At 63.0% G+C, this 11,997-nt stretch carries 13 protein-coding genes and 1 tRNA gene; 6 read left to right on the forward strand and 8 right to left on the reverse strand.

All coding sequences use genetic code 11. From position 1 onward, the window contains the following. On the forward strand, window positions 1–507 hold the full coding sequence (locus VNZ93_RS01955; protein WP_325699296.1) for a MerR family transcriptional regulator: 507 nt from the start codon (window positions 1–3) through the stop codon (window positions 505–507). 154 nt (window positions 508–661) lie between these two features. On the opposite strand, the gene VNZ93_RS01960 is transcribed toward VNZ93_RS01955, so the two are convergent. Together VNZ93_RS01960 and VNZ93_RS01965 are read right to left on the reverse strand one after the other, a co-directional pair. Next, on the reverse strand, window positions 662–1,612 hold the full coding sequence (locus tag VNZ93_RS01960; RefSeq protein ID WP_325699299.1) for a cupin-like domain-containing protein: 951 nt from the start codon (window positions 1,610–1,612) through the stop codon (window positions 662–664). Next, window positions 1,609–2,847, reverse strand: a complete 1,239-nt coding sequence (locus tag VNZ93_RS01965; RefSeq protein ID WP_325699301.1) for a GNAT family N-acetyltransferase — start codon at window positions 2,845–2,847, stop codon at window positions 1,609–1,611. Before VNZ93_RS01965 ends, VNZ93_RS01960 begins: the two co-directional genes overlap by 4 nt. A 288-nt stretch (window positions 2,848–3,135) precedes the next feature. Here VNZ93_RS01965 and VNZ93_RS01970 point away from each other — a divergent pair, with 288 nt between their 5' ends. Then, entirely contained in the window at window positions 3,136–3,330 is a 195-nt protein-coding gene (locus tag VNZ93_RS01970; RefSeq protein WP_325699303.1) for a hypothetical protein, read from the forward strand. Window positions 3,331–3,351: 21 nt separating this feature from the next. On the opposite strand, the gene VNZ93_RS01975 is transcribed toward VNZ93_RS01970, so the two are convergent. Continuing rightward, window positions 3,352–3,885: a VOC family protein gene (locus VNZ93_RS01975; protein ID WP_325699306.1), complete on the reverse strand. Its 534-nt coding sequence runs from the start codon at window positions 3,883–3,885 to the stop codon at window positions 3,352–3,354. Window positions 3,886–4,196: 311 nt separating this feature from the next. On the opposite strand from VNZ93_RS01975, the gene VNZ93_RS01980 reads away from it, so the two are divergent. Further along, a complete protein-coding gene (locus tag VNZ93_RS01980) occupies window positions 4,197–4,607 on the forward strand; it encodes a hypothetical protein (RefSeq protein WP_325699310.1) in 411 nt (136 codons plus the stop codon). 22 nt (window positions 4,608–4,629) lie between these two features. Here the strand turns inward: VNZ93_RS01980 and VNZ93_RS01985 are convergent, their stop codons facing one another. Beyond that, on the reverse strand, window positions 4,630–5,412 hold the full coding sequence (locus VNZ93_RS01985) for a DUF2189 domain-containing protein (protein WP_325699313.1): 783 nt from the start codon (window positions 5,410–5,412) through the stop codon (window positions 4,630–4,632). Window positions 5,413–5,691: 279 nt separating this feature from the next. On the opposite strand from VNZ93_RS01985, the gene VNZ93_RS01990 reads away from it, so the two are divergent. Then, entirely contained in the window at window positions 5,692–6,087 is a 396-nt protein-coding gene (locus VNZ93_RS01990) for a hypothetical protein (protein WP_325699316.1), read from the forward strand. Window positions 6,088–6,268: 181 nt separating this feature from the next. Continuing rightward, window positions 6,269–6,568 (forward strand): hypothetical protein, encoded by a 300-nt coding sequence (locus tag VNZ93_RS01995; protein WP_325699319.1) that lies wholly within the window; start codon window positions 6,269–6,271, stop codon window positions 6,566–6,568. A gap of 152 nt (window positions 6,569–6,720) precedes the next feature. Here the strand turns inward: VNZ93_RS01995 and VNZ93_RS02000 are convergent. Next, window positions 6,721–6,798, reverse strand: a tRNA-Pro gene (locus VNZ93_RS02000). 56 nt (window positions 6,799–6,854) lie between these two features. Next, entirely contained in the window at window positions 6,855–8,219 is a 1,365-nt protein-coding gene (locus tag VNZ93_RS02005) for a hypothetical protein (RefSeq protein WP_325699321.1), read from the reverse strand. Between the two features lie 152 nt (window positions 8,220–8,371). Here VNZ93_RS02005 and VNZ93_RS02010 point away from each other — a divergent pair, with 152 nt between their 5' ends. Beyond that, entirely contained in the window at window positions 8,372–9,160 is a 789-nt protein-coding gene (locus VNZ93_RS02010; protein ID WP_325699323.1) for a class I SAM-dependent methyltransferase, read from the forward strand. A 22-nt stretch (window positions 9,161–9,182) separates the two neighbouring features. On the opposite strand, the gene VNZ93_RS02015 is transcribed toward VNZ93_RS02010, so the two are convergent. Both VNZ93_RS02015 and VNZ93_RS02020 read right to left on the reverse strand, forming a co-directional pair. Continuing rightward, complete coding sequence (locus VNZ93_RS02015) at window positions 9,183–10,457, reverse strand: O-antigen ligase family protein (RefSeq protein WP_325699326.1); 1,275 nt, start codon at window positions 10,455–10,457, stop codon at window positions 9,183–9,185. After that, entirely contained in the window at window positions 10,454–11,977 is a 1,524-nt protein-coding gene (locus tag VNZ93_RS02020; RefSeq protein WP_325699328.1) for an undecaprenyl-phosphate glucose phosphotransferase, read from the reverse strand. The genes VNZ93_RS02015 and VNZ93_RS02020 overlap by 4 nt, the downstream gene beginning before the upstream one ends. Window positions 11,978–11,997: the final 20 nt, after the last annotated feature.

Genomic DNA, 11,997 nt, shown 5'->3' on the forward strand with positions numbered 1-11,997 from the left:
TTGGATAAGGCGCCCGACGCGTTTCGGACCATCAGCGAGGTCGCGGACGACCTGAAAGTTCCGCAACACGTGCTGCGGTTCTGGGAAACGCGCTTCAGCCAGATCAAACCGATGAAACGCGCCGGCGGCCGGCGCTACTACCGGCCCGACGACGTCGACCTGCTGCGCGGCATCCACCATCTGCTTTACGGCGAGGGATACACCATCCGTGGCGTGCAGCGGATCCTGCGCGATCAGGGACTGAAATTCGTTCAGAGCGTTTGGCAGCCGGGCGCCGAACAGCCGGTACACGGTCCGGTCGACGATGATGATGTCGATCAGCCGGAAGACGTCGCGACTGAGGAATCCGCCGTCGCCGCGCCGCCTCCGCGTCCGCAGGCAACACCCGCCGCGATCCGCGCGCAGATGTCGCGCGAGGATCTCCGGCGGTTGCAGGCGACGCTGTTCGAACTGAGCGAATGCCGCCGTCTGCTCGACAACGCCATGCAGAAGACGACGACGGACTGATTACGAGAAACAGGGCGCGGCCAGTCCGCACGGCACCATCGGTTGGCATGCCCTACGGCGGACAGGCCCGGAGCGTGGCCGCGCCTGCATCTTGGTCGCAGACGGACGCAGGCGGGTTCACGGATCGGTGATTTTTCTGGCGCTTGCGCGCGCGTCAGGACGCCCTGGCGTCCTGCTTGCCAGCCTCGCGATAATAGTAATTCGCGTCGCGCCCCTTCACGAGACGCCGGATGACCCGCCGCATGCTTTCGCTGCGGCGAAGCGGCGCGACCGCAGCCGATGCGGCACGGAACGCAACAACCTTCGCTGTGTCGAGCGCCGGGTTCACGCCGGGCGGGTTCTGCGGCATGCCGACGCCGCGCAGCATCGCGTTGACGGCAAAGATGTCGTTGCGCCGGCGCACCTCTTCGGACTTCCATGTCAGCGATAGGGAGATCGAATAGCTGTCGGCCGTTCGCACCCAATGCGGCCATTGATAGGGCACGAACACGCCGTCGCCGGGCTTCAGCTTGTATGTCGTGCACTTGGCATCGAACCGCGCCTCGTAGGGCAGGTTGCGGTGCTTGATCGCGCTCGACTCCAGCGCCTCTTCCGAAGCGATCATCCGATCGCGGTTGTCGTAGACGTGGAAGAACTTGTCGCCGTGGATCTGGAAGAAGAAGTTCTCGTCGGCGTCGGCGTGGAACGGCGTGGTCGAATTCGCCGACGAGACGAAGATGAAGCCGCGGATATCCTCGAAGCCGGCCGCCTTGAGGCTGTTGTATCCACGCGCCCGCGCGACTTCCATCAGCGCATCGTCGATCAGCTTGCGGTAGGCGGGCTCCTGTTCGACCGATTTCAACACCATCCAGGCGCCCGCAGTCTCGATGTTGCGGACGATCTGTTCCGGTTCGAGATCGACGGTCGGCGTTGTTTCGGGCCGCTGACTGATGGCAGCCTTGCCCGAATTGTATTCCAGCCGATCGCGCGGCAGCTTGCCGACGACCTCGGCGAGCTTCTGCAGCGTCAGCAGCGGATTGCCGACGAAGTGGTGCTTGAGCGCAAACGGCAGGTGCGGGAAGTCCTGCGTGAATGCGGCCGTATCGGTCGGCTCGAAGAATGTCATGAAAGGTTCTCCTTGATCCGGCGAATGCTTCGAACTGCGTTGATGGCGGAATAACGCGCGGCCACCAGCGCACGAATGGCTAAGGCGTACGGATCGCGCGGTGACAGCGGCACGAAAACGTCGGCAATCTCGATGCGCTCGCGCCAGACATGATCGATCATCGGATGCTCGCCGTCGGCCGTGGAATCGGCGAATACGATGGCTCCGTCGGCGCACAGATGCGTTGTGAGATCGAGCGTCAGCTGCATGCCGGGTGACGTGCGGGCCTGCGTTTCGTCCATGGCAATCTTGAAGAAGAAGGCTCGGCCGGCATCGCGCAGCATCAGTCCGGAGGCGAGGGTGGCGCCGCCGCGCATCAGGCTCACGATCTCGAATTGTCCGCGTGCTGCGAGCGCTGTGGCAGCCTCGCGAATGAATGCCGCGTCTCCATGATCCTGAACGAGCGCAGTGCCCCGCTGGCCCTTCCAGCCCGCGGCTTCGAGCGCGAGAAACGCCTCGAGCGCAGGGCCGATCTGTTCCGGAGTGGAAGCGATTTCAAACGTCACGGGACCGGCGTCCTCCAGCCGGTTGCGCTGGCGTCGCAGCTCTTTCAGCTTCTTGGCGGACAATGCCTCGCGCAGCACCGTGTCTTCGTTCTGACGGGCATCGAGCGCCGCACGACGGAAGCTGCGCATTACTTCGGACTTCAGCGAGCGCTGATGCAACGCCGCGCGCAAAGCAGCATAGGCCGGTCCGCCGGTCGCGACGCTCTGCAGGAGGAGCGCACGCGCGCCAGCCGTCCTCGCTGCATCGATCATTGCGCCGGCGGCATGGACGGCGCAGTCGCGGTCCAGCAGTGGCACCGAGAACGGCGCATACGCATTCCACGACACGAGCAGCGGGACCGGCAGCGACAGCGCGCGCTTCGCCCATCGTACCGGCATGAGGCCGGTCAAACGGTCGGGCGCCGCGCAATCGAAGGCAGCGAGCGCGAGCGCATCGCCTCGACCGCGCGCATGGTGCGCAACCGCAAGTGCCCAGGCCGGGAGATAACAGGCATTCGGTTCGATCGCGTGCGCGGCGAGCGACTCCCAGGCATCGACGGGTAGGGAAGCAAGCGCGGTCAGGCGAGCAGGCGCCGACTCGCGTTCGGCCATCACAACCCGGTGAATGGGAGTGTGCGCTGCGTGAACCGGGGAGACTGCGTGAACCTGATCCGCGGGGATCGGCGCGCTCATGCGGTGACCTGACGCCATGGTGACTCTCTGGCTGTCAGATAGGCCGCAAGCGTGACTGTTCGCTTTAAAAGAGCGCCAAAATGCGTCTTTGCCGTTGCACGGTTAACGAACGCTCGCCGCGATTGCGGAAAATCTCACTTCGGCGTGAGAGGGGGCTTCGGCAAAATTGTCACTTACGATTGGCTAACTTTAATTGCGGCCGAATTTCCTCGCCTTTACCTCAAATTTGCCAAGTGCCGGCGAGATTGAACCGTCCAAAGCCCGGTCGCGACAAATGCGCATCGGGTTCTTGGAAGGAAAGCCGTCATGTCGCTCACTACGTTTCAGATTTCACAGCTCAAGAAGCTCCTCAACGGAGACATCCGCTTGTCGGCCTTCTGCGATACAATCGAAGGCGAGAAGCTGTGCTGGAGCGGCCTCGTCGGTATCCGCCCGAACGATCTGCATTCGACCGTGACGCTCACCGAGCGCGGCCGCGCCGCGCTCGCCGAACTCCGCTGACGCTTTGACGCGAAGCGCCGGTCAGGCGAATTCTTTCTGGTGCACCCAGGACGCCTGACGCGGCGGTTGCTTGGTGCGATCCCACTCATCGAGCATCGCGGGGGCGATCTTCTTGAGGTCTTCGAGCTGGCCGGGTTTCGCTGTCATGTAGGTGACCTCCACCCGGTTGCCGCTTGGATCGAAGAAATAGATCGACTGAAACACCGCGTGATCGGTCGGGCCGACCACCTCACATCCAATCGCCTCGGCATTTGCCTTGGCTTCGAGCATCGAAGCGCGATCCTTGACGCGGAACGCGATGTGCTGAACCCAATCCGGCGTGTTCGGATCACGGCCCATCGGCGGTGATTTCGGCAATTCGAAGAACGCGAGGACGTTGCCGTTTCCCGCGTCCAGAAAGACGTGCATGTAAGGGTCGGGCGCCTTGGTCGACGGCGCCTTGTCTTCCGCCATCGCCATCAGGAAATCCATGCCGAGGACCTTCTGATAGAAGGCGACCGTTTCCTTGGCGTTCTTGCAACGATAGGCGACGTGGTGGATCTGCTCGACCTTCATGGCGTGCTCCCTGAGTTTCGCGCATCTCAGCGCCGTGCACGTCCGAGGGCGTTGATGCAGGTCAATCCCTGATAGAGGGGCAGGCGGCTGCCCGCGGTATGCATATCCCGCCGCAAGGGCACCGGGTGGCGGGGCCGTGTCGGGATACCGCACGATCGCCCGGTGACATCACCTCTCCCTAGTTTTGACCCTGCTCATTCACGGCGCGAACACACTTCGGTGATCCGGTCTGCCGGAACTCAGACTATCGACCCTGTCCTCAGAAAGAGGAGCCCGGAATGAAAAACATGATGATCGTGGGCGCAGCCGCCTTGGCCGTCGCGGCCGTTTCGCCGTCGGCGTCAAGCGCCGAGTTGATCGAGTGCGCGGCGGATGCGCCGGCTGCAAAATCCGGTCACTGGTATTACCGCATCATCGATGGGCGTAAATGCTGGTACCAGGGCAAAGCGATGCTGCCGAAGGAACAGCTGTACTGGGCAAAATCATCCGAGGCGAAAGCGCGGGAGGCGAAGGTTACACCTCGCGTCCGGGCAGAAGAGCCGATCGTCGAGCGTGAAATCACGGGGCCGCAAACCGACGAGCGTCAAGCCGATGGGCGCCAAACCGATGGACGCAATTCCGCTCCCGCGCCGATGACGGAGGGCCGCGCGTGGCCGGCGCCGGCCGCCAGCGAGATCAGCTTTGAATCGCGCTGGCTCGGTCTGACGTCGGGGTGGCGTTGATCGAAGGCGAGCGACGTTGCGCTCAACCTGCGGGGGCAGGCACGATGATGCGCCGGTAAAGATGCCAGGTCGCGTGGCCGAGGACGGGTAGAACGACGATCAGCCCGAGGAAGAAGGGCAGCGCCGATATCACCAGCAGGACCACGATCACGGCCGCCCATCCGAGCAACGGGGCGGGGCTCTTTACGACCGCGCGAACGCTCGTGACCATCGCGGTCACGCAATCGACGTCGCGATCCAGCAGCAGCGGAAACGACACCACGGTCAGCGAGAACATCACGGCTGCGAGGAATGCGCCGATGATGTTGCCCACGAGCAGGAAGAGGAGCCCCTCATTCGTGGTCAGCACCACGGCGATGAATTGCGTGAGCGAGACGAAGGACGCGTTCAGGCCAAAGAACAGCGCCATCAGAAAGCGCACCTGATACATCCACATGATGAAGACAAAGAGCGTGACAAAAGCCATCCAGCCGATCTCGCTGCGGCTCGTCATCGTCCTGAGGACGTCGCCAAGACCTGGGCGTTCGCCGGCCTCGCGCTTGCGGCTGATCTCGTAGAAGCCGATCGCGACAAACGGGCCGATCAGCGCAAAGCCTGCGGCCAGCGGATAGGCGAGATAGCTCATGCCAAGTGTGGTGACGCTGAGCACGACGGCGATGCCTGCGACGCAATAGAGTGCACCGAGCGCCATCCCGAGAAGCGGTGCCGCCTGGAAGTCACGCAGACCCTCGATCATCGCTTCCGCGACATCGCCGAACGTGATCGGCCGCACGACCGGATCGGTCTTGCCGGAAATTGTCGTCATGGATCCTCCCGGGCGGGAACGATCAGGGGCGCCGCGCCCCGAAGCCTTGATCGGAAAAAAGGCGCCCGCGCGTCGGATCACCTCAAAGCGTGGAGCATAGAGGAAATGCGGCGGGCGCGCAGTCGCGTTCGAGGGGGCTACTGGAGCGCAACCGATCGGGCGTTCCCAGACGGTGCGCCGACGCGGGTTTCTTGCGGCGGTGCAAAATAAAAAAATCGCGCGCCCGACTTGACGCGGTGACGGTCTGTCCTAAATCGGTTCGCTGCCGGGGCGCAGAGCGTGCGCGTCGGCGCAGGCATTTCCATGTTCTTTCAGGAGGATATGGTGATGACGGAGACGAGGCGAAAAGTATTCGATCCTGACGACCTTTTGCATCCTGCTCGAGCGTTTGCTCACCCGTCCGAAGTAGCGGCGGACCCAGACCTGACCCTCAACGAAAAGCGCGCGATTCTGGCGTCATGGGCATCCGATGCCTGCGCGCTGGAAGCAACTCCGGAGCTGCGCGAAATTCCGGGCGGCCGCAAAGTGCGTTTCGACGACATCATGGACGCCCTGTGCGCTCTCGACCGCGAGATGGGCCGCTGGTTGCCGACATACAGGCGAACCAGACGCAAGCAGCAGGTCGGCGGCCTGGTGCGTCGCGGTGGTCCCGACCAGGGCCAGCCGCTTCAATAGGTGCGGCCATGCCAGGTCGACTGGAGGGGATTGTCGTTGCTCGGGAGAGCAACGTCATTCGCGTGAATTTTGCCGCGCGACGTGACCCGCCTTCACCCACCTTTCCCGGAGCTGCGGCGCTTCGAAATGAGGCCGCAGCCTCAACAGCAGCGTAAACATAAGAAACGACGAGGAGTCAGCGATGAAGAAGGACGTGAACCGTCTTTTGCGGGGCCATCGAGCCAACATCGATCGTTATGCGAAATTGCTGGCAACGAACCTGACCGAACTTGAGCGCCAATACATTCATCGGCGCATCGCGGAAGAGCACGCGGCGATTGCGCGGCTCGAGGCTGAGCGCTTCCTGCCGATAGCGACAGCAACGGCAGATCCGGCAACTCTGATCGCTGCGAGACAAGCTGCGGGACGGCAAAAGGGTGGTGGTAGCGGCGACGCGCGCCGGGCCTTTTCGCTAACGGCGGGAGCCCGCGCAAACGGTTGATCACCTGGTGCGCCCGCTTGCGGACAGGAGTGCCTGCCATGCACTCCTGCATCGCCGCGCCGGTGCCGGCCTTGCGGGTGGACGAAGGAGAAGGGCTCTCCTGACCCTCAACCGTCGGCGCCTTGCCGGGGCATTTGTAAAAATCGTCCAAATGGTCGGAGCGGCGGGATTTGAACCCACGACCCCTAGTCCCCCAGACTAGTGCGCTAACCGGGCTGCGCCACGCTCCGACGGCGCCGTTATAGGGACGCCGTCGCGCCCGCGCAACCGGGACCGGAGGGCAGGGTCAGCTTTTCCTGGCGAGCGGGCCGCGCAGGGCCAGCGTCATGTAGGAAAGGGCGCTGGCGACATAAACCGCGACAAAAGCCTTGATGAAGCCGGTGAGGTCGGCCCCGGCGACGATCGAAATGCCGGCCACCAGCGTTGCCGCGACGCTCACCAGCACGCTCAGCCGCGCGATCACCCTGAAATAGCCGGTGTGGATCAGAAGGAAATTCGAGATCGTCTGGATCAGGTTGGCGATCAGGAGGACGATCATCAGGTTCGAGATGGCCTGCGGCATGACCGCCGAATTGCCGAGCAGGATCTTGAACATCGGTTCGGAGAAAAAGGCGAGGGCCATGCAGATGACGATACCGGGCAGGCTCGCGAGCCCCGCCGCCATCCAGGTCGCCAGCACGAGACTCCTCCGGTCGCCCTCGCTATGGGCGCGCGTCTGGCGTGGCAGCGCGACGTCGGCCGCGGCGGAATAGAGGACGGTCGCTCCGCGCACGACCTTGAACATCGTATCGAGAATGATCGTCGGCGCGCCGAGCCCGTACGCGACCGGCACGATCGCATAGGCGAAGTTGTAGAGATAGAATTCGTTCACGGCGTAGGTGCCGCCCGAGACCACTTCCTTCTTGTTCTCGCGGAAGAACGAAAGCAGATGTCCGGGAAAGCCGGCGACAGTCGCCGTTAGCGCGCCCTTGCGCGCGAGTCGCGAGATCGTGACCGCGAACAGCGCGAGCCAGATCACATTGGCGATGACGAGGAACGCCATCAGCGACAGACCGACCAGCGTCGCAAGCATGAAGCCGACATGCAGCGTGCGCCGCGTCACCTCCATGGTCTCGAAAAAGATAAAGTCGTCGACGGCGAGGCTGATGTTGCGAAGCGCGAACCAGACGAGGGTGATCGCGGTGAACAGGAAGAACAGCGCGAGTTCGAGGCTGCCATAGGTGCCTGCACCGAATGCGAGTGCGCCGAAGAAGCACGCAACCGTGCAGACGATCCCGAGGATGAAGTAGAGGATCACGATCGCCGTCGCATGCCGGACGATGCCCGCGTCCTGCGGCGCGCCGCCGAGCAGCCACGCGCGCAGGCGCACGAAGATGATCTTCACGAGGCCGATATCGCTCAGCCACAGCGCGATGCCGAGCGTGCCGACCAGAATGAAAACCGAGAACCGCTCGGGATCGAGGATGCGCGCGAACACGAAGGTCTGGACAAAGCCGCCCACGAGCCCGCCGCCCGCCGTGGTGGCGCGCAGGAGGAGATACGGGATCGACAGGAACCGGCCCGATGCGCCTTCAGGTTTCGCGGCTGGACCAGAGCCCGCCGGACCTTCGGAACTGCCGTCGATCATGGGCTGGGACGTGGCGGCGGACATTGTCGTTTGGCTGATCCGGGGCGGCGCGTCGGAATCGAATGGCGCACGTAAGACATCATAAACGCCTGGGGTTTAAGGAACTCTCAAGCGCGGACGGGTCTTTCCGGCCGTGCCCATGCTCGTGCCACGAGCGCTGTGCACGGAGAGGCGCCATGCTCGACAAGACCGCCGGCGACATCCTGAAGCGACTCGACGATGGCGACATTCTCGCCCGCGCGTTCCGTGAGCTCGGTGTCCGCAACGACCGCGACTGGGCCTGGGACAATTATGAGACTGTCGTGCGTGGTCTTGCCCGCATCCTGCATGCGCACCGGCTTCTCGAAGTCGGCGGTGGCCGCGATCCGCTGTTCAAGGCCGACGAACTGAAATCCCTCGGCGTCGAGATGACGGTCAACGACATCTCGCAGACCGAACTCGACGTGCTGCCGGACAGCTATCGCAAGGCCTGCTTCGACGTGGCGGGCGACATCTCGGCGATGGCGCATCTGCGTAACAGCTTCGATCTCGCATTCTCGCGCATGGTGTTCGAACATGTCGCGGATGGACAGCGTGCCTGGTCCAACCTCTATCAGTTGCTCGCACCGGGCGGCGTGGCGCTTGCGTTCGTGCCGACCCTGTATGCTTTCCCGTTCGTGGTGAACCGGCTGCTGCCGGATGATGTCGCGGCGAAGATCGTCAAGGCGATCTATCCGAACCGTACGAACGATGAGGATCCGGTATTTCCGGCGCGCTACAGCTGGACTTATGCGAGCGAGCGAAAGATGAAACCGATGCTGCAGGGCATCGGCTATCGCGAGGTCGTGATCCTGCCGTTTTACGGACACGGCTATTTCGACCGCTTTCCGGTCGTGCGCGAGATCCACGCGCAGTTCACCGCGCTCGCGCGCAAATACGATTGGCGGACCGTTGCGAGCTACGCCTATATCGCCGCACGGAAGTAAGACGCCGCCGCCGACCTGAGAGTCAGGCAACGGCCCGCGCCGCCTGGCGTCGTCTGAAATTCATGGTGGCGGCCGAGAAGCCCCAGATCAGGCCGAGCAGAAGATAATAGTGCCGCCAGTGGTCGGTATCGATGACCAGCCCTTCCAGCGCGACGCCTGTGTAGGTTGACATCGCCGCAATGAAATAGGGCTGCCAGGGCGTAGCGACGAATACGGTCCGCAGCCCGATCGCGAGCGTGATCAGCACCAGCGCGAGATAGGAGAAGCCGCCGAGCCAGCCATAGGACGCGAAGGCGTTCAGATACACCTGGTGCGGATCGTTGGTGTAGTGATTGCGGAATTGCAGCGGGCCGTATCCGTTAGGGAGCTCCAGCAGCTCGTTCACGCTTTTCTTCTGGTTGCCGAACCGTCCGCTTTCGCCCGTGTCGTAATACTGATTGAGCGACGCGCGCTCCTTGAAGACCGTGCCGACATTTCCGACCGCGAGCAGCGCAATGAGCAGGCCTGCGACCGCGAGGCTCGTCATCACGGAGAACGAGATGATGCGCGCCCGGAACCAGCCACTCGGGCTCGTCACGAACAGGAGTGCCATCATCATCACCGACGAGAACACCATGTGCGCCCAGGCGGCGCGGGAGAAGCTCAGGAAAAGGCCTGCCGCCATGATCAGGAACGCGGCGAGCGGCAGTAGCCGCAGGCCGCGATTCAGGAAGGACTGCAGCAGGAAAAGCATCGGCAGGATCAGGAACGGGCCATAGACGTTCGGATCCTTGAACGTGCCGCGCGCGCGTCCGTAGAGTGTGAGCAGGTCGATGCCGTTGAAATAGCCGAAGATGCCGGCGAGCGCCGCGCAGACGCCGGCGAGGATATACGCTTTCCGCAGGATCTCGGCGCGTCGCACGCAGTCGGTCGTGAAGATCATCGCAAAGATGATCGCCGTGAACGCCATGTAGAACGAAATCAGAATGAAGCGTCGTGAAGGATCGTCACCGATCACGGGGATCAGCGCGAAGGCCCCGCCAAGATTGTAGAACAGGAGCAGGAACAGAAGCGGCAGCAGCTTGCGGTCGAACGTCACGCCTGCAAGCAGGCATGTGAAGACAAGGAGTGCCGAGAGAACTTCATACGGGGAAGGCTCGATGAAGACGAGGAAGCTCCCGAGGATGGTGAGAAACAGCGCGCCATGGAGCAGCGTCGTGGCGACAGCTGGTGCCCGTCCTGCATCAACGGGGCCTGCGGGCGGATCGGCAGGCCGCCGCCGCGCGGAAATCGCCGCCGCCTGGTCGAGCGTGATCAATACGCGTTCTCGCTCTTGAGGAGGGCGAAGGGCGTCATGAGCACGATGTAGAAATCGAACAGCAGCGACCAGTTTTCGATATAGTAGAGATCGTATTCGACGCGCTTCTGGATCTTCTCCTGCGTGTCGGTTTCGCCGCGCCAGCCGTTGATCTGGGCCCAGCCGGTCACGCCCGGCTTCACACGATGCCGTGCGAAATAGCCGTCCACCGCTTCGTCATAGAGGCGCGCCGCGGCCTTTGCGTTGACCGCGTGCGGACGCGGACCGACAAGCGAGAGATTGCCCTTGAACACGACGTTGAAAAGCTGCGGCAATTCGTCGAGGCTCGCCTTGCGAATGAAGCGCCCGACGCGCGTCACGCGAGAATCGCCCTTTGTGACGAGCTTGTTTGCCGTGGCGTCGCACTGGTCGACATACATCGAGCGGAATTTGTAGACCTCGATCAGGTCGTTGTTGAACCCATAGCGCTTCTGCTTGAACAGGACCGGGCCGCGGCTGTCGAGTTTGATGGCGATTGCAATCACCGCCATGATCGGCAGCGCCGCGATCAGCATGAGGCCGCCGACGATCTTGTCGAACAGCCACTTCATCACGACGTCCCAGTCCGCGATCGGACGATCGAATACGTCGAGCACCGGCACGGTGCCGATATAGGAATACGAGCGCGGCCGGAAGCGCAGCTTGTTTGAGTGCGCCGACAGGCGAATATCGACCGGAAGCACCCAGAGCTTCTTCAGCATCGAGAGAATGCGGTTTTCTGCGCTGATCGGAAGCGAGAAGATGACAAGATCAATGCGCGTGCGGCGCGCGAATTCGACGAAGTCATCGACCGTTCCAAGCTTGGGGAAGCCGCCGCAATGGGTCGGCGCGCGCTCGTCGTTGCGATCGTCAAATACGCCGATGACGCGCACGTCACCGTCCTCCTGCGCCTTGAGCGAGTTGATCAGCGCTTCACCCGGAGCGCCGCCGCCGACGATGACAGTGCGTCGCGTAAGCCGGCCGTCGCGCATCCACGCCTTGACCAGCACGTAAAGTCCGGAGCGCAAGGCGAGCAGCACGACGAGACCGACGGCCCAGAAGGACAGGAGCCATACGCGTGAAAATGCGAGGTCGAGCTTGAAGAAGAACGAGACCGCAATCGCCACCAGGAACACCACGCACCAGGCGGAGAAGAGGCGCGCCATCTGGCCGAGCGGCCGGCGGAAGGCGTGGACCTGATAGATGTCGACGGCCTGGAACACTACGATCGAGAGCGTCGAGATGCCGACGATCGCGACGATATAGGGCCAGCGCAAGCCTTCGGCCGGAAATACGTAGACGTAATAGGCGAGGGTTCCGACGAATGCGATCAGCGTCGCCTCGATCGCGCGAACGACGCCGGCGACAACGATTGGCGAGATCGCGGGTCGCGTGGCGACCGATGCTGCGGCAAGTGCCGCAGGCGACAATTGCCGCTTGGCGTGCGCACCAATGCCGGCGCTACCGTTCGTGGCAGCGACAGCCGCAGGCGCGCCCAACATTTTGCGAGCGTCCAGATCAA

It is taken from the genome of Pseudorhodoplanes sp. (genome assembly GCF_035565795.1).
Classification (GTDB): Bacteria; Pseudomonadota; Alphaproteobacteria; order Rhizobiales; family Xanthobacteraceae; genus Pseudorhodoplanes.

Coding starts and splice junctions, on each gene's coding strand:
- VNZ93_RS02010 (WP_325699323.1), top strand. CDS start 8,372: ATGCTCGACAAGACCGCCGGCGACATCCTGAAGCGACTCGACGATGGC.
- VNZ93_RS01985 (WP_325699313.1), bottom strand. CDS start 5,412: ATGACGACAATTTCCGGCAAGACCGATCCGGTCGTGCGGCCGATCACG.
- VNZ93_RS02020 (WP_325699328.1), bottom strand. CDS start 11,977: ATGTTGGGCGCGCCTGCGGCTGTCGCTGCCACGAACGGTAGCGCCGGC.
- VNZ93_RS01960 (WP_325699299.1), bottom strand. CDS start 1,612: ATGACATTCTTCGAGCCGACCGATACGGCCGCATTCACGCAGGACTTC.
- VNZ93_RS02005 (WP_325699321.1), bottom strand. CDS start 8,219: ATGTCCGCCGCCACGTCCCAGCCCATGATCGACGGCAGTTCCGAAGGT.
- VNZ93_RS01995 (WP_325699319.1), top strand. CDS start 6,269: ATGAAGAAGGACGTGAACCGTCTTTTGCGGGGCCATCGAGCCAACATC.
- VNZ93_RS01970 (WP_325699303.1), top strand. CDS start 3,136: ATGTCGCTCACTACGTTTCAGATTTCACAGCTCAAGAAGCTCCTCAAC.
- VNZ93_RS01965 (WP_325699301.1), bottom strand. CDS start 2,847: ATGGCGTCAGGTCACCGCATGAGCGCGCCGATCCCCGCGGATCAGGTT.
- VNZ93_RS01975 (WP_325699306.1), bottom strand. CDS start 3,885: ATGAAGGTCGAGCAGATCCACCACGTCGCCTATCGTTGCAAGAACGCC.